The organism is Aliivibrio fischeri, assembly GCF_009727955.1.
Classification (GTDB): Bacteria; Pseudomonadota; Gammaproteobacteria; order Enterobacterales; family Vibrionaceae; genus Aliivibrio; species Aliivibrio fischeri_A.
The window spans coordinates 85,171-105,415 of sequence record NZ_WOBR01000014.1 but is presented as its reverse complement, the minus strand read 5'-3'; the positions used below and the strand labels follow the sequence as shown (position 1 = coordinate 105,415).

Annotated in this window: 20 protein-coding genes; 14 read left to right on the top strand and 6 right to left on the bottom strand. The window is 39.1% G+C overall.

Features of this window, described 5'->3' with window-relative positions; translation table 11 throughout:
* Positions 1–23: 23 nt before the first annotated feature.
* Positions 24–1,388, bottom strand: a complete 1,365-nt coding sequence (gene glpT / locus GNP81_RS18050) for a glycerol-3-phosphate transporter (RefSeq protein WP_155673720.1) — start codon at positions 1,386–1,388, stop codon at positions 24–26.
* A 343-nt stretch (positions 1,389–1,731) separates the two neighbouring features.
* Here glpT and GNP81_RS18045 point away from each other — a divergent pair, with 343 nt between their 5' ends.
* The 4 genes from GNP81_RS18045 to spfP all read left to right on the top strand — a co-directional run bounded on the left by GNP81_RS18045 (position 1,732) and on the right by spfP (position 6,202).
* A complete protein-coding gene (locus GNP81_RS18045) occupies positions 1,732–2,403 on the top strand; it encodes a 7-cyano-7-deazaguanine/7-aminomethyl-7-deazaguanine transporter (protein WP_155673719.1) in 672 nt (223 codons plus the stop codon).
* Positions 2,404–2,437: 34 nt separating this feature from the next.
* Positions 2,438–2,629, top strand: coding sequence for a hypothetical protein (locus GNP81_RS18040; protein ID WP_155673718.1), 192 nt, complete (start codon positions 2,438–2,440; stop codon positions 2,627–2,629).
* Positions 2,630–3,103: 474 nt separating this feature from the next.
* Positions 3,104–5,902 (top strand): DNA polymerase I, encoded by a 2,799-nt coding sequence (gene polA / locus GNP81_RS18035; protein ID WP_155673717.1) that lies wholly within the window; start codon positions 3,104–3,106, stop codon positions 5,900–5,902.
* Between the two features lie 252 nt (positions 5,903–6,154).
* Positions 6,155–6,202 (top strand): small protein SpfP, encoded by a 48-nt coding sequence (gene spfP / locus GNP81_RS19560; RefSeq protein ID WP_439903470.1) that lies wholly within the window; start codon positions 6,155–6,157, stop codon positions 6,200–6,202.
* A gap of 425 nt (positions 6,203–6,627) precedes the next feature.
* Here the strand turns inward: spfP and yihA are convergent, their stop codons facing one another.
* Entirely contained in the window at positions 6,628–7,275 is a 648-nt protein-coding gene (gene yihA / locus GNP81_RS18030) for a ribosome biogenesis GTP-binding protein YihA/YsxC (protein WP_005416925.1), read from the bottom strand.
* Positions 7,276–7,563: 288 nt separating this feature from the next.
* On the opposite strand from yihA, the gene GNP81_RS18025 reads away from it, so the two are divergent.
* The 5 genes from GNP81_RS18025 to hemN all read left to right on the top strand — a co-directional run bounded on the left by GNP81_RS18025 (position 7,564) and on the right by hemN (position 11,498).
* Positions 7,564–8,181, top strand: coding sequence for a c-type cytochrome (locus GNP81_RS18025; RefSeq protein WP_005416928.1), 618 nt, complete (start codon positions 7,564–7,566; stop codon positions 8,179–8,181).
* A 154-nt stretch (positions 8,182–8,335) separates the two neighbouring features.
* A complete protein-coding gene (locus tag GNP81_RS18020) occupies positions 8,336–8,977 on the top strand; it encodes a class I SAM-dependent methyltransferase (RefSeq protein ID WP_011260949.1) in 642 nt (213 codons plus the stop codon).
* Positions 8,977–9,522 carry a Der GTPase-activating protein YihI gene (yihI, locus tag GNP81_RS18015; protein WP_155673716.1) on the top strand — a complete coding sequence of 182 codons (546 nt, stop codon included), beginning with the start codon at positions 8,977–8,979 and terminating at the stop codon, positions 9,520–9,522. Before GNP81_RS18020 ends, yihI begins: the two co-directional genes overlap by 1 nt.
* Before the next feature lie 2 nt (positions 9,523–9,524).
* Positions 9,525–10,016, top strand: coding sequence for a DUF2489 domain-containing protein (locus tag GNP81_RS18010; RefSeq protein WP_155671846.1), 492 nt, complete (start codon positions 9,525–9,527; stop codon positions 10,014–10,016).
* Between the two features lie 108 nt (positions 10,017–10,124).
* On the top strand, positions 10,125–11,498 hold the full coding sequence (gene hemN / locus GNP81_RS18005) for an oxygen-independent coproporphyrinogen III oxidase (RefSeq protein WP_005416935.1): 1,374 nt from the start codon (positions 10,125–10,127) through the stop codon (positions 11,496–11,498).
* Between the two features lie 244 nt (positions 11,499–11,742).
* Here the strand turns inward: hemN and asnC are convergent, their stop codons facing one another.
* Positions 11,743–12,204 carry a transcriptional regulator AsnC gene (asnC, locus tag GNP81_RS18000; RefSeq protein ID WP_155671844.1) on the bottom strand — a complete coding sequence of 154 codons (462 nt, stop codon included), beginning with the start codon at positions 12,202–12,204 and terminating at the stop codon, positions 11,743–11,745.
* 140 nt (positions 12,205–12,344) lie between these two features.
* On the opposite strand from asnC, the gene GNP81_RS17995 reads away from it, so the two are divergent.
* Positions 12,345–13,124, top strand: a complete 780-nt coding sequence (locus GNP81_RS17995; RefSeq protein ID WP_336495379.1) for a class I SAM-dependent methyltransferase — start codon at positions 12,345–12,347, stop codon at positions 13,122–13,124.
* On the opposite strand, the gene GNP81_RS17990 is transcribed toward GNP81_RS17995, so the two are convergent.
* Entirely contained in the window at positions 13,121–13,546 is a 426-nt protein-coding gene (locus GNP81_RS17990) for a universal stress protein (protein ID WP_005416940.1), read from the bottom strand. The two genes, GNP81_RS17995 and GNP81_RS17990, sit on opposite strands and share 4 nt — an antisense overlap.
* Positions 13,547–13,728: 182 nt before the next feature.
* On the opposite strand from GNP81_RS17990, the gene ftnA reads away from it, so the two are divergent.
* The 4 genes from ftnA (at position 13,729) to GNP81_RS17970 (ending at position 18,546) form a co-directional block, all read left to right on the top strand.
* Positions 13,729–14,256 carry a non-heme ferritin gene (gene ftnA / locus GNP81_RS17985; RefSeq protein WP_012532788.1) on the top strand — a complete coding sequence of 176 codons (528 nt, stop codon included), beginning with the start codon at positions 13,729–13,731 and terminating at the stop codon, positions 14,254–14,256.
* Positions 14,257–14,362: 106 nt separating this feature from the next.
* The gene (gene uspB, locus GNP81_RS17980; protein ID WP_005416943.1) at positions 14,363–14,701 is read left to right on the top strand and encodes a universal stress protein UspB; all 339 of its coding nucleotides are present in this window, start codon (positions 14,363–14,365) and stop codon (positions 14,699–14,701) included.
* A gap of 48 nt (positions 14,702–14,749) precedes the next feature.
* On the top strand, positions 14,750–15,934 hold the full coding sequence (locus GNP81_RS17975; protein WP_155671842.1) for a BaiN/RdsA family NAD(P)/FAD-dependent oxidoreductase: 1,185 nt from the start codon (positions 14,750–14,752) through the stop codon (positions 15,932–15,934).
* A 116-nt stretch (positions 15,935–16,050) separates the two neighbouring features.
* Positions 16,051–18,546, top strand: a complete 2,496-nt coding sequence (locus GNP81_RS17970; protein WP_155671840.1) for a bifunctional diguanylate cyclase/phosphodiesterase — start codon at positions 16,051–16,053, stop codon at positions 18,544–18,546.
* On the opposite strand, the gene GNP81_RS17965 is transcribed toward GNP81_RS17970, so the two are convergent.
* Together GNP81_RS17965 and GNP81_RS17960 are read right to left on the bottom strand one after the other, a co-directional pair.
* Positions 18,536–19,123 (bottom strand): tRNA-uridine aminocarboxypropyltransferase, encoded by a 588-nt coding sequence (locus GNP81_RS17965; protein ID WP_017019544.1) that lies wholly within the window; start codon positions 19,121–19,123, stop codon positions 18,536–18,538. The two genes, GNP81_RS17970 and GNP81_RS17965, sit on opposite strands and share 11 nt — an antisense overlap.
* 11 nt (positions 19,124–19,134) lie before the next feature.
* Positions 19,135–20,145 carry a hypothetical protein gene (locus GNP81_RS17960; protein ID WP_155673715.1) on the bottom strand — a complete coding sequence of 337 codons (1,011 nt, stop codon included), beginning with the start codon at positions 20,143–20,145 and terminating at the stop codon, positions 19,135–19,137.
* Positions 20,146–20,245: the final 100 nt, after the last annotated feature.

The following is a 20,245-nucleotide window of genomic DNA, read 5'->3' as shown; positions in this document are numbered from 1 at the left end:
TTTTCACAGCCGTTTTTTTGGGATTAAGCTATGTGGCTTTCTTTTTCAATTTTCTCTTTATGATGCTTTTGTTCACCAATCAGTGCGTAAGTTAGGCAAACAATAGAGATCACACAAGAAGCAACTAAAATCATAAAACCACCATCCCAACCAAAGTGGTCAACGGTATAACCAAGCAGTGCGTTCGCTGCAACGGCTCCGCCAAGGTAACCAAATAACCCGGTTAATCCTGCCGCTGTACCTGCTGCTTTTTTAGGCGCTAATTCCAGCGCATATAAACCAATTAACATTACTGGACCATAGATTAAGAACCCAATAGCAACCAATGCGATCATATCAACGGTAGGGTTTCCTGCTGGGTTAAACCAGTAAACCAATACTGCAATAGTCACTAACGCCATAAATAGAATCCCTGCAGGAGCTCGTTTCCCTTTGAATAACTTATCAGAAATCCAACCACATAGAAGGGTGCCAGGAATACCAGCCCACTCATATAGGAAATATGCCCACGAAGATTTATCAACGGTAAACTCTTTGGCTTCTTTTAAGTAAACTGGTGCCCAATCTAAAACACCATAACGGATCAGGTAAACAAAGGCGTTAGCTATTGCAATTGACCACAACAATTTATTTGAAAAAACGTATTTAAAGAAGATTTCTTTTGCCGTCATTTCTGTTTCATACGCCGAATCATAGTCATCTGGGTAGTCGTTTTTAAATTCTTCAATTGGTGGAAGACCACATGATTGAGGTGTATCTCTTACTGTTAACCAAACAAAAAAAGCAACAAGAAGAGCAAAGAAGGCAGGGACGTAGAATGCAGTTCGCCAATCATCATTAAATGCCCATAAACCAAGAAGGAACAGTGGGCCAATTAACCCACCTCCGACGTTGTGTGCAACGTTCCATACCGAAACTATTTCACCACGCTCTTTTCTTGACCACCAGTGCACCATGGTTCTACCACAGGCAGGCCATCCCATCCCTTGAAACCAACCATTTAAAAACAATAAGATAAACATGGCGGTAATGCTGCCTGTTGCCCAAGGCATAAAGCCAAAACAAAACATAACGAGGGCAGACATGACCAAACCAGCACTGAGAAAATATCGAGGATTGGAACGGTCAGAAACACTCCCCATTAAAAATTTAGATAAACCATAAGCGATGGATACCGCCGCAAGAGCAACCCCTAAATCGCCTCGACTGTATCCTTGTTCTATAAGGTAAGGCATTGCTAAACTGAAGTTTTTTCGAACAAGATAGTATCCCGCATAACCAAAGAAAATGCCGAGAAAAAGTTGCCATCGCAACCGCTTATAAGTGCTACTGATCTCTCCTGTTGGGAGTTGTGCGATATGTGCTTTAGGTTTAAAAACACCAAACATAGCCGACCTCTTATTTTATTATTAATTTTCATTATCGAACCTGTTTTTAGGTTCGTTCGAAATTTTGGCTATTATTATAATGATTGGTTTAGAAAACTGTGTCAGATGGTCGATTTGTATAAATAAAGAAGAGATGTTTTGAAGTTTGTGAGTGCGCTTAGACTATCCCCTGATTTGGTTAACGCCTTGCTCATTTTGGTTGTTTTTAAATCTTGTGATCAAAATCGGTTAATGTATAATCACCGCCCTAAAAATTGGCTAGAGTCATTACGTAAATAAACGATGATTTTAGCTTTGTGTTTAATTTGGGTTCCCTCGCCCCCAATGACAAAAAGGTACTTATATGAGTACATTTACGCCCGCGCAACAGCACAACGCTTTATCTTTCCTTGTTGTATTCCATCTTGTAATTATCGCATCAAGCAACTATTTGGTTCAGTTACCCTTTACTATTTTTGGGTTTCATACCACTTGGGGTGCGTTTACCTTTCCATTCATTTTTCTAGCCACAGATTTAACGGTTCGTATTTTTGGTGCCAAAATGGCAAGAAGTATTATCTTCTTTGTTATGTTGCCAGCATTAGCGGTATCGTATTTTTTATCGGTGGTATTTTTTGAAGGTCAGTACCAAGGTTTTGCCCAACTTGGCGAGTTTAATTTATTCGTTGCGCGTATTGCAGTAGCAAGCTTTATGGCTTATTTACTGGGTCAAATATTAGATGTACATGTATTTAATCGTCTACGTCAACTAAAGCAGTGGTGGGTAGCACCAACATGCTCAACATTGTTTGGTAACGCATTAGATACACTGGCTTTCTTTAGCATTGCTTTCTACCAAAGCCCTGATGCCTTTATGGCAGAGCATTGGACAGAAATTGCATTGGTTGATTATGGTTTCAAACTGGTGATCAGTTTAGGCTTGTTTGTACCAATGTATGGTGTGTTATTGAATTATCTAACTCGTAAGTTAACTTCTGAAGGTCATCAATTAGCGACGCAACCTTCACAGGTGTAAGTGAAAATGATCCAAAGAAGAAAAGGCTAACATTATGTTAGCCTTTTTTATTAGCTATATTATTGAAATAAAAGGGAACTTAAAATTAGTTGAGATCTTTTCTCATTTAACTGTTGCATTCCAAATGAGAATGGTTATTATTAACTTGTCTTCAGGGAATACGCACACGGAGTTATCCGCACTATTTCAAGAAGGCACGACATTGCTCACATTGCTTCCAGTGTAAATCAGCTACATGAGCAGTGGTGGACGTATAAACGTATTACCATTGTTCTCTTTTTGCTGAGCGGCGCTTCATTTAAGAAGACGCCGCTTTTTTTTGTCCGTTTTTTGAACTGACAGCGAGAAATTTTATAAAAAATTCGATCAGGTTTGGTGAAAAATTTAGCAATAAAAAAGCGTGTTTAATATTATTGTCCACAAAGCATGATCAAGAAAGGATCTCTTTGTGGATCGTTTTTGTTGATCTAAGTTTTTGATTTTTTGGTTTTTAATTTCTTTTTTCTTGATTGATAAATCAGTTATTAATTAAGCAAAAAATAATTACAAACAGAGTTATCCACAGAAGTGGAGGTGGTCTGAATAACTCTTTTTTTATGTGAATTAATGAGTAAAGCAACGAAGGACAGTATTTTGTTGTTATTGAGTCATGGTATAGAATGAAATTCACTGATCATCAACCCTCTGGATATTACAGACTATGGCAAGAATTCCTGATAATCCGTTTATTTTAGTAGACGGCTCTTCTTATCTTTTCCGCGCATATCATGCAGCACCTAACTTCACTAATGGTGATGGCCAACCAACAGGTGCGGTATATGGCGTAATTAACATGCTTCGTAGTCTGTTAAAGCAATTTGAAACCGATCGTATTGCGGTTATCTTCGATGCAAAGGGTAAAACGTTCCGTAATGATATGTACCCAGAGTACAAAGCAAATCGCCCACCAATGCCTGATGATCTGCGTTGCCAGATTGAGCCATTACACAAGCTAATTAAAGCGATGGGCTTACCTTTAGTTTCTATTCCCGGTGTAGAAGCGGATGATGTAATCGGTACGTTAGCTTCTCAAGCATCAAAAGCTGGGATCCCTGTTCTTATCAGTACTGGTGATAAGGATATGGCACAGTTGGTTGATGAAAATGTCACTCTTATTAATACTATGACTAATGTGATCATGGATCCTGAAGGCGTGGTTGAGAAGTTTGGTATTGGCCCTGATCTGATTATTGATTACCTAGCATTAATGGGTGATAAGGTGGATAACATTCCAGGCGTTCCTGGTGTTGGCGATAAAACCGCTAAAGCGTTATTGCAAGGTATTGGCGGCTTAGATGCTTTGTATGAACATCTTGATGATATTGCTCCTCTTGGTTTCCGTGGCTCTAAAACCATGGCTAAAAAACTAATTGATAATAAAGAAGGTGCTTACCTTTCTTATGAATTAGCAACGATTAAGCTAGATGTTGAACTCGATAAAACACCAGAAGAGTTTGTTAAACAAGAACCAAACGTCGATGAATTGATCCAAATGTTTGGCCAAATGAACTTTAAACGTTGGTTAACTGAAATGTTAGATGGAAGTGACGGTAAGATCGTTTCACATGAAACATCGTCTAACAAAGTATCCACATCAAGTAAACAAGATGATACAGAAGAAGAACTGATTGTAGCGGCTCAAGTAGATCGTTCAAAATACGAAACGATTTTAACTAAAGAAGCGTTTAGCGTATGGCTAGATAAACTAAACAATGCTGATGTTGCTGCTTTTGATACTGAAACTGATAGCTTAGATTACATGGTTGCTAATCTTATTGGTTTATCATTTGCTGTAGAAGAAGGTGAAGCGGCTTATGTTCCTGTTGCACATGATTACCTTGATGCTCCGGAACAATTAGATCGCGATTGGGTACTTGAGCAATTAAAGCCGTATTTGGAAGATGACAATAAATCAAAAGTTGGTCAAAACTTAAAGTACGATGCGAGCGTTTTAGCGCGTTATGATATCGAAATGAAAGGCATTAAGTTCGATACAATGCTTGAGTCTTATGTGTATAACAGCGTTGCTGGTAAGCACAATATGGACAGTTTGGCATTGCGTTATCTCCAACATAACACCATTTCATTTGAAGAAATCGCAGGTAAAGGTAAAAAACAATTAACCTTTAACCAAATCGCTTTAGAGCAAGCTGCACCTTATGCCGCTGAAGATGCGGATATCACATTGCGTCTACACCATGTATTGAACGCGAAATTAGAATCCGATGAGAAACTAAAATCAGTATTTACGGATATTGAATTACCATTGGTATCTGTCCTTTCTCGTATGGAGAGAAAAGGCGTTTATATTGATGATATGTTGCTTTCGGCACAATCACTTGAAATTGGTCAGCGTTTAGATGAGTTAGAAAAAGCAGCATTTGACGTTGCTGGTGAAGAGTTCAATATGAATTCACCAAAACAACTTCAAACTATTCTATTTGAGAAAATGGAACTGCCAGTAATTAAGAAGACACCTTCTGGAGCAGCATCGACAAATGAAGAAGTGCTGCAAGAGTTGGCGCTTGACTATCCATTGCCTAAATTGATTTTAGAGTATCGTGGCTTAGCGAAACTAAAATCAACCTATACAGATAAACTTCCTAAGATGATTAATCCATCTACAGGCCGTGTACATACCTCTTATCATCAAGCGGTAACAGCGACAGGTCGATTATCATCAACCGATCCAAACTTACAGAATATTCCAATTCGTAATGAAGAAGGCCGCCGTATTCGCCAAGCGTTTGTTGCTCCTCATGGTTGGAAAATTCTAGCAGTCGATTACTCTCAAATTGAATTGCGTATCATGGCTCATTTGTCTCAAGATAAAGCGCTATTGGCGGCTTTCTCTGCAGGTAAAGATATCCACGCAGCAACAGCAGCAGAAGTGAAGGGCGTATCTATTGAAGAAGTGACTTCAGAAGATCGTCGTCGTGCTAAAGCGATTAACTTTGGTTTAATCTATGGTATGAGTGCGTTTGGTCTTGCTAAGCAAATAGGGATCCCTCGCGGTGAAGCGCAAGATTACATGAATGTGTATTTTGAACGTTACCCAGGAGTGATGCAGTACATGGAAGAGACGCGTTTATTAGCGACTGAACAAGGTTATGTTGAGACGTTATATGGTCGTCGTCTGCATTTACCAGAAATCAATGCTCGAAATGGTATGCGTCGTAAAGCCGCAGAGCGTGCTGCGATTAATGCCCCGATGCAAGGAACTGCTGCCGATATTATTAAGAAAGCGATGATCTTGGTTGATGAATGGGTTGAAACTGAAGGAAAAGATCGTGTGAATCTTTTAATGCAAGTACACGATGAATTGGTTTTTGAAGTAAAAGAAGACGCATTAGATGAAGTGACGACTAAAGTAAGAGAACTAATGGAGCAAGCTGCTCAACTTGATGTTCCACTGGTTGCTGAAGCCGGTTTTGGTAATAACTGGGATGAAGCGCACTAATCTTGTGTCACAGTAATTTGAATCAATGTGTTTATCCGTTAGTTACGTTACTGATTAAATTGTAATTCAGTTACAACTGAAATTAAAACTATGAGCCAGCGCACGCGTTGGCTTTTTTTTACCTAAAATAAAGTGAAGTTTGTCAGGTATTTGTTGTGTTTTTTGATACGAAACTGAAAAAAAATTACAAATAAAGGTTTTCAAAACTGTTCGTTTGTTGTACATTTATCTGCGTAGGGTACAGAGGTAAAGATGTTCTATCTTTCAGACCTTTTGTTTCACGTTATTGAATTTGGCTAAATTCAGCCGCCTCAGTCAACCTTTTTGACTGGGGCGTTTTTTCTTTCTGGCCTTCCAAAAAATCTTATCTGTGTTTTTTCTTTCTTGTAAGTTTCCCACAATATGTAATTTTTATTACACGTTATCGAATTGATAATTTATTTCATTAATTATCTTAACTCTTTGATTTTAATTTTATTATTTTGTTTTGATTTAATCTGAGTGTATTTTTTTGAGTGGTTTTTAATCTTATTGATTTAATTAAAAATAGATAGATGTTGATGGGTTGGATATGTAGCGGATTTGTAGCATGATGCGCGGAAGAAAAATAATAACAACCTCTTTATCTCTCCCATTTCCCCACCTTACTTAAGGTGGGGTTTTTATTTGCCTTTTGCAAACTCATTGTAAACTGAGTAGCTGAGGGGCAATGATGCTAAATAGGGTTATTCAGCATCCAGATCTTCGATGAATTCATCATCTAGCTCAAAAGCAGGTGCAAACCACTCATCTAATTTAGCGCGCAGTTTATCAACACCAATGCCTTTTAAAGATGAAAACGCATCAACTTCAACTTCGCCACCAAAATCAACCGCCGCTTCACGAACTTTAAGAACTTGTGCTTTACGAGCACCGCTTTTCAGCTTGTCTGCTTTAGTTAATAGGATTTGCACTGGGATATTTTGGTCTACAGCCCAGAAAACAAGTTGTTGGTCGATGTCTTTTAGTGGATGACGAATATCCATTAACACAACCAAACCTTGTAAACATTGGCGTTTTTGTAGGTATTCACCTAGCGATTTTTGCCATTTCTTTTTCATCTCAAGTGGTACTTGAGCGAAGCCATATCCCGGTAAATCAACGATATGACAGTTTTCTTCAACTTTAAATAAGTTAATAAGCTGAGTACGACCAGGTGTTTTAGAAGTCTTTGCTAGGCTTTTCTGGTTAGTTAAGCGATTTAATGCGCTTGATTTACCCGCATTAGAACGGCCAGCGAAGGCAACTTCGATACCTTCATCTTCAGGTAGATGGCGAATATCTGGTGCACTCGTAATGAAATGCGTCTTTTGGTAGTGAATAGTTTTGCTCACTGGTTAACTCCGTCTCGACTAAAACCAAGCTGTAGATAATGATCCAAGTTGGATTATTGTAGTCAGCTGATTACTTTTTTGTGAAAATGTGTAAAATAACCGCATCAAGTTAGTCATTATTAACTTTTTAGTGACAAACTTAGAATGAAAACGGTAAAGGCCGCTCATTGTATCATGCTGTAGCCAATTTAGAGCGGTACTGGAAGCTTAATATCCAACACAATGTAAATAAATCTTGTTAAAAAGAGTAACTCATTGTGCAGGAACGATAATAATAAATGGAATGTCATGAAAAAATTAGCGCTGATATTAACTCTCCTAGCTAGTTGCTCAACATGGGCTCAAGGAGATATCGAAGCTGGGAAGCAAAAATCTGCAACATGTGCCGCTTGTCATGGTCAAGAAGGTAATAGTACTCTGACTCAATACCCGAATATTGCGGGCCAGCACGCCGGCTATCTTGAGAAGCAACTTAAAGAATTTAAGTTAGGAATGGAAACTCAAGGTAAGCAAGGTCGTCTAGAGCCAGTTATGAGTGGTATGGCGATGCCATTAACAGAGCAAGATATTATGGATTTATCAGCCTATTTTGCTTCGTTACCAATGGCTGACAATACAACACCAGAAGAGGTGGTTCCAGAAGGTAAAGCTTTGTATTTAGCTGGTGATATGGAACGTGGTATTACTGCGTGTGTTGCATGTCATGGTCCTCGTGGTAATGGCACATCGCTATCTGGTTTCCCTAAAATTTCCGGCCAACATGCTGATTATGTGAAAGCACAACTGGAGAAATTCCGTTCAGCAGATCGAGCAAACGATATGAATGCAATGATGCGTGATATTGCGAAAAAACTCACTGATGAAGACATTGATACGTTATCGAAATATGTGGGTGGACTGCATTAATTTAATGTAATTTGCATCATCGTTACGTCTAAATTTAAAGAAGCAGCTCTCGTAGCTGTTTTTTTTATTAAAAAATCGGTTAAAACGATTATCTTTGCACCAGTATCGGGTATACTTCCCGCCCTAGAATTTTCAGGTAGTGGAGTGGGTTCACATGCAATCTTGCCCTTTGTGTCAACATTCTAAGGCTGATGATTTCCATCAAGATAAGCGTCGTCGATACTATCGGTGTCAGCAATGTCATCTTGTTTATGTGGATGAATCTGACCGTTTAGATGCAGAGAACGAAAAAGCTCACTATGACCTCCATGAAAATAATCTTGACGATGAAGGGTATAGAACCTTCTTATCACGATTTGCAGAGCCTTTGTTGTCACGTGTTGGTGAGACACCTCAACAAGGACTAGACTTTGGGTGTGGTCCTGGACCTTTACTTGCTCATATGATGAGAGAGGCCGGTCACCATGTCGAACTCTATGATATTTATTACGCCCCAGATAAGAGCGTGCTGAATAAGCAGTATGACTTCGTCAGTTGTACAGAAGCTGTTGAGCATTTTTATCAACCTCAAAACGAACTGGAATTGTTATTGAGCTTGGTAAAACCTGGAGGTTGGTTAGGTATCATGACGAAACTAGCCAGGGACGAAAGCGCGTTTGCCACTTGGCATTACAAAAATGATTTAACCCATGTCAGCTTTTTTAGCATTGAAACCTTTGAGTTTATTGCCAAGCAATATCAACTTGAACTGGAGTTTGTTGGAAAAGATGTCATTTTACTGAGGAAAACCCAGTAATGAGCCGTATTAAAAAAGCCCGTAAGCCGGGAATGTCGAGTCAACCAGTTGTTGTTACTCGTAACCGTACAGACCGTGATGTTGAAAGCCGTGAACTTAAGCGTAAAAGAAAACGTAAAGGTTTAAAAGCTGGTGCGCGTAATGCAGAAAGCAACGCAGAGCAAGCTCGTCGTAATGCACAGAAAAAAGATCCACGTATTGGTAGTAAAAAACCAATTCAATTAGTTGTTGAAGCAAAACAAAAAACAACTAAGCAAGAGCGCCGTCTAACTAACGAGCAAGAACTAGCAATGTTAGAGAATGATGCGCAATTAATGGTTCTTTTAGATCGTCTAGACAGTGGTGAGAATCTAGGTACTGGTCTACAGAAATACGTAGATGAAAAACTAGCTCGCATTGAACACCTAATGGGTCGTTTAGGTCTATTAGATGACGAAGAGCCAGAAGAAGTTGAAGAATTCCCTGAATTCGCAGAGCGAAAAGCAAAAAGCGATGATGATCTTCTAGCGGAATTTGATGACTTCAATATGGATGATTTTAAATAATTATGTCTACAGTAACCCTGTTAGCACTGCTTGGTGGTGCAATTATTCTTGCGTTAGCCGGTTATGCTGGCAGCTTACTGATGAAGTTAAAAAAGCAAAAAGAACTGCAAGAACAACATAGAAAATTGGCGATACAGAAACGTAACGCCAATATTTTTGAGAATGTGGTATTACTTTGCCAAGCCGGTCTTCAAGACCGATGTGATTTCTCAGAGCTATCTATTCGTTTGTACTGCATCATGGATTATCTACAAGAAGATGATCGTATTGATGTAGAAAAAGAATACCCAGCATTATCTGAGTTATACCATGTTGTTAAAGACATGGCGCGTGGCGATGAAAGACAAGAACTCGCGAAAAAAGATCGAATGAAAGATAACTTGGTTCGAACTAAAGCGGAAGCTCGCCTACAAGATGCGATTAAAGAAGAGATTCAACAATTACATGATCGCGTTAAACCACTGAATCAAAATATTGATATTAAAATGATCTGATCGACACTTCTATTTACTACTGCATTGAAGTCATCGGCTTTATGAAGCAGATGTTTTATGATGCAGGGTAATCGTGTCAGTGCAGATATAAAGAGATGGAAGTAAGTCATGTCAAATCAACAAATAGTATGGGACCAAGAGATCATTGAGAAGTATAACTACTCAGGTCCGCGTTACACCTCTTACCCAACAGCTTTAGAGTTCCACGAAGCGTATACTCCTGCTGAATTTGATATGGCATGTACTCAGTATCCTGAGCGTCCACTTTCTCTTTATATTCACATCCCGTTTTGTCATAAACTGTGTTACTTCTGTGGTTGTAATAAGGTAATTACTCGTCATCACCATAAAGCGGATATTTACCTTGATTCACTAGAACTTGAAATTCGCCAACGTGCGGCACTATTTACGGATCGTAAAGTAACGCAATTGCACTTTGGTGGCGGTACACCAACGTTTCTAACTAAAGTTCAATTCACTCGTTTAATGACCTTATTGCGTGGTGAATTCCAGTTTGAAGATGGCGCTGAAATCAGTATTGAAGTTGACCCTCGTGAAATCGAATTGGATATGCTGGATCACTTACGTGATGAAGGGTTCAATCGTTTAAGCATTGGTGTTCAAGATTTCAATAAAGAAGTACAGCAGTTGGTTAACCGTGACCAAGATGAAGACTTCATTATTCAGATGGTACAACGTGCTAAAGATCTTGGTTTCCGTTCAACGAACTTGGATTTAATCTACGGCTTACCAAAGCAATCTGCTGATTCACTAGCTAATACGATCAAACGTGTACTAGAGATGGAACCGGGTCGCCTATCTGTATTTAACTATGCGCACATGCCAACTCTGTTTGCTGCTCAACGTAAAATTAAAGATGCCGATCTACCTGCGCCAGCTGAAAAGCTAGTAATGCTTCAAGAGACGATTGAAACATTAACAGGTGCTGGTTATCAATTCATCGGTATGGATCACTTTGCTTTACCTGATGATGAATTGGCTGTGGCGCAGCGTGAAGGAGTTCTTCACCGTAATTTCCAAGGTTATACCACTCAAGGCGAGTGTGACTTATTAGGTATGGGTGTATCAGCGATTTCAATGATTGGTGATAGCTACGCTCAGAATAAGAAAGATTTAAAGGAATACTACGCACAAGTTGATGAGCAACGTCATGCTTTATGGCGTGGTGTGGCTTTAGATAATGATGATTTAATTCGTCGTGAAGTGATTAAACAGCTTATCTGTAACTTCACTTTAGATACGAAAGCGATTGAAGCTGAATTTAATTTAGACTTTGATAAGTACTTTGCTGAAGACATTAAATTACTGCAAACTTTCATTAATGATGAGTTAGTGACGATGCATGAAGGTCGTATTGATGTTGAGCTTCGTGGCCGTCTTCTGATCCGCAATATCTGTATGTGTTTTGATAAATACTTACGTGACCGTGCTCGTCAGCAGCAGTTTTCGAGAGTTATCTAAGTGTAGGGACGAAAAGCGAGTGTGGACTTCGTCCTTAAGGGGCGAGTAAGAGCATTGCGACTTGTTTAAAAATTTAGAACCGTAGGTGTGGAATGCATCTGCGGTTTTTTTGTTTTTAAGAGCAAGGTTTCAGAGCGCTTCGCTTGCAGGTTTCAGGTATTGCTACTTTCTGCTTTTTTTCTGTAATTACAACGATCACCCCTGAACCCTTTAAGGGAGCTTGCGACCGATCTGAATCCTGCTCTTAAGGCTTCACATTACGACTGATCGGATTCTGCAGCGAGATCAGCGTCTCTGTCGACTGCACTTCTTCAATCGCCTGAAGTTTATCAATTAACACATATTGTAGTTCTTCAATGCTTTTACACATCAGCTTTACGAAAATGTTGTAAGCACCGGTAGTGTAATAGGCTTCAACCACTTCTTCCAAGGCATCGAGTTTCGCTAAGGCTGAATGATAATCACGTGCAGCGTATAGATTAATACCAATAAAGCAGCATACATCATAGCCCAAGGTTTTCGGGTTCACGACCACCTCTGTACCTTCAATAATTTTAGCTGCTTTCATTTTCTCAATACGAACATGAATGGTTGCAGGGCTTACATCAAAGCGTTTTGCAAGTTCAGCATAAGGGGTTCGAGCATCATTCATTAACGCTTGTAAAATATCTCGGTCGAGATCATCGATTTTGCTGGTTTGGTTCATGATGCATCCTTACATAGTGGTCAATCTTTAAATTACCTTAAGATAAGAGATTCGGCGAGCACTTTATCTAGTCGTTTTTATTAATATCCATTACCATAGGCACTGATTGTTCCTAATTATTAAGCTTGTTGGAGTGCCCTGTGCAAATAGCGTTATTGTCTGAAGATCCAAATCGTCAACCTGAGTTAGAGGCCATTGCCGCTCGCTGGGGATTAGAGCACGATGAAGATAATGTATTTGCGTTAGTGTTAACTGAGCAACAGCTAGAATTACGTAAGCGTGATGAACCAAAGCTCGGTGCTATTTTTGTTGATCTAGTATCGGGAGCAGTGGCTCATCGTCGTAAATTTGGTGGTGGCAAAGGACAATCTATTGCGAAAGCGGTTGGCTTAAATAAAGGAGCGACTCCTCTTGTTTTAGATGGAACTGCGGGTTTAGGTCGAGATGCGTTTGTATTAGCTTCTCTTGGCTGTAAAGTTCAAATGGTTGAGCGTCATCCAGTTGTTGCCGCATTACTTGATGATGGTTTAGATCGAGCAAAACAAGATGCTGAGATAGGCGTGTGGGTTGCTGAGCGCATGTCGTTATTACACGCTTCAAGTCATGATGCATTAGAGCAGCTGATGGCTCAAGATGACTTTGTGCAGCCGGATGTTGTGTATTTAGATCCTATGTATCCACACCCAGTGAATAAAAAGAAAAGTGCATTAGTGAAAAAAGAAATGCGTGTCTTCCAATCTTTAGTTGGTGCAGATAATGATGCCGATGCATTATTAGCACCGGCATTATTGATGGCGACAAAACGAGTAGTCGTTAAGCGTCCTGATTATGCAGAATGGTTAGATAACCAAAAACCATCAATGGCGATTGAAACGAAAAAGAACCGTTTCGATGTCTATGTTAATGCAGCGATGGCTTAATCTTTAAATGGAACTACTAATACATCAATCGGGCAGGTATTAATAACTTGTCTGGTTGATGATAGTAATTTACTCCAGAAGTCTTGGTGGTGCCCACAGACCACTAAGTTCACATCAAGATTCTCAATGGCTTCAGTCAACTCATTGCTTAAATCACCACTACTTACCAATGTTTTGTGGATAGGATAATCCGCAAATTCCACCAGATGTTTCATGGCTTCTTTTGAGGCTTCCATTGCTTGGTGTTGTGTTTCTGCTAGGTTGATATCAATCAGACCGGTATAAAGCTCTGCATAGCTAACATCAATATGAATAAAAGAAACTTTAGCATCTAACGCTTTTGCAAGACCAACGGCTTTACTTACTAATGCCTTGCTCTCTTCTGTTAAATCAACAGCAACAAGAATGTGTTGGTAACTCATGATATATCTCCTTTAAATTCAAAATTGAATTATTTGATAACTATAGATTAGCACCAGAATTGTTCTTTTTTTGTCGTTTAGATCTCGTTCTGATTGATAGTTATTGATTAATCAAAGAACGAGGGATATATGATATAATTGTTAAAATTTCAGATGAAAATAGCTCATAAAGGAATCTAAAAATGTTAGCTCAAACTATGGTTGATCACCTAAATGCACAAATTAATCTAGAATTTTTCTCATCTAATCTATACTTACAGATGAGTGCTTGGTGTGAAGATAAAGGTTTTGATGGCGCGGCTGAGTTTTTCCGAGCTCATGCAGCGGAAGAAATGGAGCATATGCAACGTTTGTTTACTTATGTTAGCGAAACCGGTGCAATGCCAATTTTAGGTGCAATTGAAGCGCCACAATCGGAATTCTCTGGCCTTGGTGATGTATTCCGTACAACATTAGAGCATGAGCAAATGATCACTCAAGAGATCAATAAATTAGCTCATGTAGCTTTTACTTCTCAAGACTACTCAACGTTTAACTTCCTTCAGTGGTATGTTGCTGAGCAACATGAAGAAGAGAAATTATTCAAAGGAATTTTAGATAAAATTGACCTAGTAGGTGAAGATGGTAAAGCGCTGTTCTTTATTGATAAAGACCTCGCTGTTTTAGCTAAATCTGGATCTTCATCTATCATGGATAGTACTGCTGGGTAAGCTATACACCAGAAAGTCGTATGCCAACTATGATAAAAAGTAGATGAGGCAGTAAATATAGGTTGTTGCTTATCTAGCACTTTAGACAAGAATGTCGGAGGTGAGTATGATCAGTGGCGACCTAATTTTATTGGCGTTATTTACAGTGACAGGTATCAATATTATTCGATACCTAAGTACGCTAAAAACCCTTCTCTTTGTTATGAGAGAGGCACATCCATTGCTGTATCAGCAGGTTGATGGACGTGGCTTTTTCACCACGCATGGTAATTTTGGTAAGCAAACCAAATTACTTCAATATTTATGGCAAGAAGAGTATCTTGACCATCATGATACGCTCTTTGTATTCAAATGTGAGAAAGCTCGCTATCTCTTTATGCTGTCTAGCGCACTATTGGTTGTGAGTGTTGCGGTGTTTTTCTTAGTAATTAGTTTGGGCATCTAGCGCTGATAATAGTACACTCCATGCCAATTAAATTTGGGTGAGAGTGTCATGAAAAAAGTAGACGTAGTCGTTATCGGTGCCGGTGCTGCCGGATTAATGTGTGCAGCAGAAGCCGCTAAGCGTGGTCGTTCAGTATTGGTTGTTGATCATGCAAAAAAACCGGGACGTAAAATCCTTATTTCAGGTGGTGGTCGCTGTAATTTCACGAATTACGATGTAACTGCGAGTAACTATGTCTGTCAAAACCCTCACTTTGTAAAATCGGCTTTATCTCAGTACACCAACTGGGACTTTATCTCTTTGATCTCCAAATACGGAATTGAGTTTGAAGAGCGTGACCATGGGCAACTTTTCTGTGTTGATTCTGCAAAAGAGATTGTCGATATGTTGCTTAAAGAGTGTGAATTAGTTGGTGTTAATTACCGTTATCGCTGTGAAATCTCTGACATTGAAAAAACGGACACAGGCTTTACGCTCATGCTTGATTCAGATGAGTTAGCGTGTGAGTCTCTGGTGGTCGCAACGGGTGGTTTATCGATGCCAAAATTGGGTGCAACGCCATTTGGTTATCAGATTGCTGAGCAGTTTGGACTTTCTATGGTACCAACGACTGCGGGCTTAGTACCATTCACACTGCATAAAGAAGATAAAGAAGCATTTTCTGAACTGTCTGGTATTGCGATTCCTGTTGTTGTGGAATCAGAGAACGGTAGCAGCTTTAAAGAAAACTTATTATTTACTCATCGTGGTTTATCCGGCCCGTCTATTTTACAAATTTCGTCTTATTGGAAAGCGGGACAAAGGGTAACGATCGATCTTCTTCCTAATGATGATTTAAGTGAAGAATTAGATAAAATGCGAGAGAGTAACCCAAATCAAAGCATCAAGAATTCACTTGCAAAGTTATTACCTAAAAGAGTAGTTGAAACTTTGCTAAATAAGACTATTTTTAATGAGCGATCTCTAAAACAAGTCAATTCAAAAGAGCAGCAAGAGTTATGCTCTTTACTTCACAAATGGCAAGTTTTACCAAATGGAACAGAAGGCTACAGAACAGCTGAGGTGACATTAGGTGGGGTAAATACAGACGAATTGTCTTCAAAAACAATGGAGTCTAAGAAAGTACCTGGCTTGTATTTTGTCGGTGAAGTCATGGATGTGAGCGGTTGGCTTGGTGGCTATAATTTCCAATGGGCATGGTCTAGCGGATATGTAGCAGGAATTAATGTGTAGTTAGTTCCATTTTTTGCACCTTTGTTCGCCTTAATTTTATAAAACGCATACGTTTCTACCGTTTCAGTTATGGATGACATGTTGTTAATTTTATTTTTATAAGGGCTTAATAAATAATGCAAACTCTCTCATTTAGTGTTCAAAGCATTACGCATCTTAAAGAAGAGTGTGATTCACTATTAATAGAGAGGGCATCAGGATGTTTAATTCAGATATTCTCTTCTCAATCGATGGAAGAAGTCTCTACTTATCATTCCTTTTTACAGTGCTTATTTCCTCACGCTGAGATCGTTGGTCTCAGCGCGATTCATACCAGTATCAATTCTTCGGTATTTACTCAATCAACAATTGTATCTATCTCTACTTTTGATTCTTCAACCGTGACATCAGCGTCAATTGTCCATGGTGAAAATGAACCACTTGTTGGCCATCAATTATTAAGAAAATTATCCGTTAATCAGACCACGAAAAGTGTTATTGCTTTTAGTTGTTATGGTTCTGCAAGCAATTACAAACTCTTTGAAGCTTTTTCTGAGCAAGCTTACATTGTTCCTGTATCGGGCTGTGTAGCTACGGATACTGGTGAAGGTGCTTGGATCCTATTTAATGGTGAGTTTCATCAAGACCAAATCGTTGCAGTTGCGTTACATGGTGAAAAATTACAGGCTTGGTATGAAGCCTTTGTTGAATGGAATCCGATTGGTAAACATTTTCGAGTTACTGCTTCTGAAGGTCGGGTGGTTAAAGCGATTGACCATATTCCTGCGTACGATTTTTATTGTAAGTACTTAGCTGACAACAAACCACTTGCACTTAGCCAAATTCAAGCCTTTCCTTTAATGCTAGAGGAAGAGACGGCGCGCATCATTAATACGGTTGAATCAATAACCAAAGAGGGGCATTTATTGTTTTCTGCTGAGGTGCCTGTTGGTGATGAGGTGAGATTATCGTATTACCATCCGTCATTAACGCAAGAGCAAGTGAACCAAGGCGCGGCTCGTTTGGCGAATCGACGACCTGAGTCTATTTTTATTTATAACTGTGAATCACGGATTGAAAATAGTACGGAATCAACAGAATTACAGGCATTTTCTGATGTTGGTTTATGTCAGGGTGTTTATGGTATGGGAGAGTTTTTCCGCTCTCATAATCAGCAGATTTTACACCACAGCTTAACCTATCTTGCATTAAGTGAATCCGAAGACGTCGCATCAGAATATGATACTTTTTCTCGTGCGCCACGTGTTCATAATTTAACGCCGCTGTTTTCATTAATTAAAAATTCAATTCAAGATTTGGATCATATGACTTCTGAATTGGAAGATAAAATTAGAGAGCAGTCATTACGTTTAATTCAAACCTATCGCACAGATAGAAGGACTGGGTTACTTAATCGCACGGTATTGAAAGAGCGACTTTCCCATGTAGCGCTAACGGATCATTTACTCTCTTTTAAATTAACCAATTTAAGCCAAGTGAATGAAAAGTATGGTTACCATGTTGGTGACAAGTTATTGCAAGATATTAGTTATTATATGAAAGAGCATTTAGGCTTAGCGATTGAGTCTGAAATTGAGCTCTACAGTATTGGTATTGCTGAATGGGGTGTCATATTTAATAGTGATACAGCCAGTGAGGTATTACGTAAGCAGATTACTGGTTTTATTGAAAAACTAGAACATGAAAATTTTGAACCTTATGGTTTAGATGATGTGGACTATTTAAGTGTTTCTATCTCTGGAGGCCTAATCAGTCGACGTGATTTCCCAACCATTGCTTCTGAAGACTTAATTCTAAAAACCGTAGAGGCAAGGCGAATTGCTATGCGTCGTAATCGTCATTTGTGCAATGCCAGAGAACTGATGAAAGAAGAACGTTCTCGTCAAAATCAATTGGATTGGCTTACTTGTGTCAACCGAGCGATTTCTCAAAAAGGCGTACTGGTTTATGGTCAACCTATTTTTAAAGCGCATACACATGAACTAGCATCAACAGAATGTTTAATGCGAATTCAAGAAGACGATCAAATATTTGCTCCGGGACAGTTTTTACCGGCTGTTGAGGGGACGCATCTTTATACTCGCTTAAGTCGAGAAATGATTTCGAGTATCTTTGAGATCATGCAGTCGAATGATTTGACGTTCTCGATTAATTTATCTCCTCAAGATTTATTAAGTGATAGAACACTAGATTTATTAGAGTCATCCATGATCCGTTTAGATAATCCAATGCGAGTGGGATTTGAAGTGTTAGAAACGGAACAAATTCAAGATTATGGGCATATCATTGAAGTATGTAATCATTTCAGACGCTTAGGTGCGCGAATTATTATTGATGATTTTGGTTCAGGTTATTCTAATATTGATGCGATCATGAAATTAGAGCCTCAGGTTATTAAGCTTGATGGTTCAATTATCAAAAATGTGCATCAAGATAAGCGACAGCGTTTGATCTCTCAACAGATGGTACAGCTTTGTCATGTACTAGATGCCAAAGCTGTGGCCGAGTTTGTTCATAACCAAGAGGTGTGTTCAATTGTTGAAGATATGGGTGTGGATTATTTACAAGGTTACTTTTTAGGTGAGCCCAAACCACTACACATTAAGAAGTAAATTTATGTCCACTTCGTTCAGCTTGAAACACCGTTAAAAACTGATCGTAATAACACGAAAGAGCTTGAGCATTTTCAGGCTCTTTTACCATTTCTAATACTTCAATTCCGGCTTCGCACGTACATAGGTTACCTTCACTTTGATTTCTACGTAAGTGATAGCGAGATGCTTCGTCAGTTTGAATCTCCAAACAAGGTAATGCCTTTAACCAAGGACTTTTATTGACCATTTTCTTTGCTTCTTGCCATGTCGCATCGAGTAGTACAAAAAGTTGTTTTTTGGTTGAATCATGTCGATGGTAAAAATCACCACTGAGTACTGGTTCTGTACTTGGGAAGAGTAACCAGGTTTCAGTGTCTGCTTGGTTTATTTTATTAATAAGCGCTTGAGGTGGCTCTTTTCGTTGCCATGTATATTCCGTTGTATTGGATAAACTATTGAGGATCAGCTTACCTGTATTAGTGAGTTTGTGGCGTTCGTTTTCATGATAGAGCAACGCAAACTCAATATTTGAGTTTAAATTTGGTTGATGTGCGCAAATACAATTATGAGTAAATCCACAAGTAGAGCAGGTCATGAATACATCCATTATTGAGCCGTTGAGAATAGAGTTAACCCTGATTTTATTGGAAAGGTAACGCCATTCACTGTCTCCTTATCCGTATGGATTTGCTTTCCTTTTTTAGTGAATGTTCGTTCAGCAATTAAATATTGGCGTTGATGGCGGCTCATTAATACGTGTACATGATCATCACGAGTTGCCTGCCATACTCCCGTCTCAACTAATGGGTCTTCACCTGTTTGATTATCATAGGTAGTGATTGCTGAGTGATCAGGGTTTAAAACCAGATTAATGTTTAATCCTGGTGTTGTTAGCGTGCTGGTTCCTTGGTAAGTACCAACCCAATTAAGCGTAGTATCTTTGGGTGCTAATGTCCCACAACCCTTATAGGTCGTATCATTAACCGTGACTTCTGAATTCCAACCATAAATAGATTCAACCATGCTGTCGTTGCATAGACCTTTTGTCATGATTAATGAGAAATTTTCGCTTTGGTATTCTCGTCTTGTCGGAGTAAATTCCTGTTTGGTGATAGGCTGTTTTTGGGTTTGATTTCCCATTTGAGAAAAGATTAATTCTCCATCTTTTACCTGCATATTCCAAAAAGGTTCATTACCAAATGCTTTGGTTGGTTGTGGTGGTTGGGCACAACTTGGACCTTCGCCTGCAACTAAGCGATTAATATGTGACACAACAAATCGAGCAGGGTAGTCGCTAGAAAAACCGCCTTTTGGTGGCGCTTCAAAATGACCAATAAATTCACCATACATTGCTTGGTAAGGCGTTGATTGAATATCAGTTCCGGCTTTCCATTGTCTTGGAGATAGGTTTACCCAGTATTGTTGGTCACTATTACAGGGCTGAATGCTTTGAGACTCATGACCAATGATTACTGTTCCTCTCAACATAAAAGTATGAGGTGAGTTAATCTCATCTTGTTGAGCTACCATATTATTTTTAGGTGCTGATGTTTGTTGGCTGCACCCAGTCAATAATAGCAATGTGGCACTAATTAGAGCGGTTAATGATGTTTTCATTATAGGATTCTCAACATGGTTGGTTTAACTCTGAGAGTGAGTATGCCATAGGACATGATAAATGCGTGAAAATTCACCTTTGTCAGAGCTATTAGTAGGA

Bases quoted from the DNA above. Each gene is read 5' to 3' on its own strand.
- uspB (WP_005416943.1), top strand. From the start codon at position 14,363: ATGATCAGTGGCGACCTAATTTTATTGGCGTTATTTACAGTGACAGGT.
- asnC (WP_155671844.1), bottom strand. From the start codon at position 12,204: ATGAACCAAACCAGCAAAATCGATGATCTCGACCGAGATATTTTACAA.
- GNP81_RS18010 (WP_155671846.1), top strand. From the start codon at position 9,525: ATGTCTACAGTAACCCTGTTAGCACTGCTTGGTGGTGCAATTATTCTT.
- GNP81_RS18045 (WP_155673719.1), top strand. From the start codon at position 1,732: ATGAGTACATTTACGCCCGCGCAACAGCACAACGCTTTATCTTTCCTT.
- GNP81_RS17970 (WP_155671840.1), top strand. From the start codon at position 16,051: ATGCAAACTCTCTCATTTAGTGTTCAAAGCATTACGCATCTTAAAGAA.
- GNP81_RS18040 (WP_155673718.1), top strand. From the start codon at position 2,438: ATGTTAGCCTTTTTTATTAGCTATATTATTGAAATAAAAGGGAACTTA.
- hemN (WP_005416935.1), top strand. From the start codon at position 10,125: ATGTCAAATCAACAAATAGTATGGGACCAAGAGATCATTGAGAAGTAT.
- GNP81_RS17965 (WP_017019544.1), bottom strand. From the start codon at position 19,123: ATGACCTGCTCTACTTGTGGATTTACTCATAATTGTATTTGCGCACAT.
- GNP81_RS17990 (WP_005416940.1), bottom strand. From the start codon at position 13,546: ATGAGTTACCAACACATTCTTGTTGCTGTTGATTTAACAGAAGAGAGC.
- glpT (WP_155673720.1), bottom strand. From the start codon at position 1,388: ATGTTTGGTGTTTTTAAACCTAAAGCACATATCGCACAACTCCCAACA.
- polA (WP_155673717.1), top strand. From the start codon at position 3,104: ATGGCAAGAATTCCTGATAATCCGTTTATTTTAGTAGACGGCTCTTCT.
- ftnA (WP_012532788.1), top strand. From the start codon at position 13,729: ATGTTAGCTCAAACTATGGTTGATCACCTAAATGCACAAATTAATCTA.
- yihI (WP_155673716.1), top strand. From the start codon at position 8,977: ATGAGCCGTATTAAAAAAGCCCGTAAGCCGGGAATGTCGAGTCAACCA.
- GNP81_RS17960 (WP_155673715.1), bottom strand. From the start codon at position 20,145: ATGAAAACATCATTAACCGCTCTAATTAGTGCCACATTGCTATTATTG.
- GNP81_RS18020 (WP_011260949.1), top strand. From the start codon at position 8,336: ATGCAATCTTGCCCTTTGTGTCAACATTCTAAGGCTGATGATTTCCAT.
- GNP81_RS17975 (WP_155671842.1), top strand. From the start codon at position 14,750: ATGAAAAAAGTAGACGTAGTCGTTATCGGTGCCGGTGCTGCCGGATTA.
- GNP81_RS18025 (WP_005416928.1), top strand. From the start codon at position 7,564: ATGAAAAAATTAGCGCTGATATTAACTCTCCTAGCTAGTTGCTCAACA.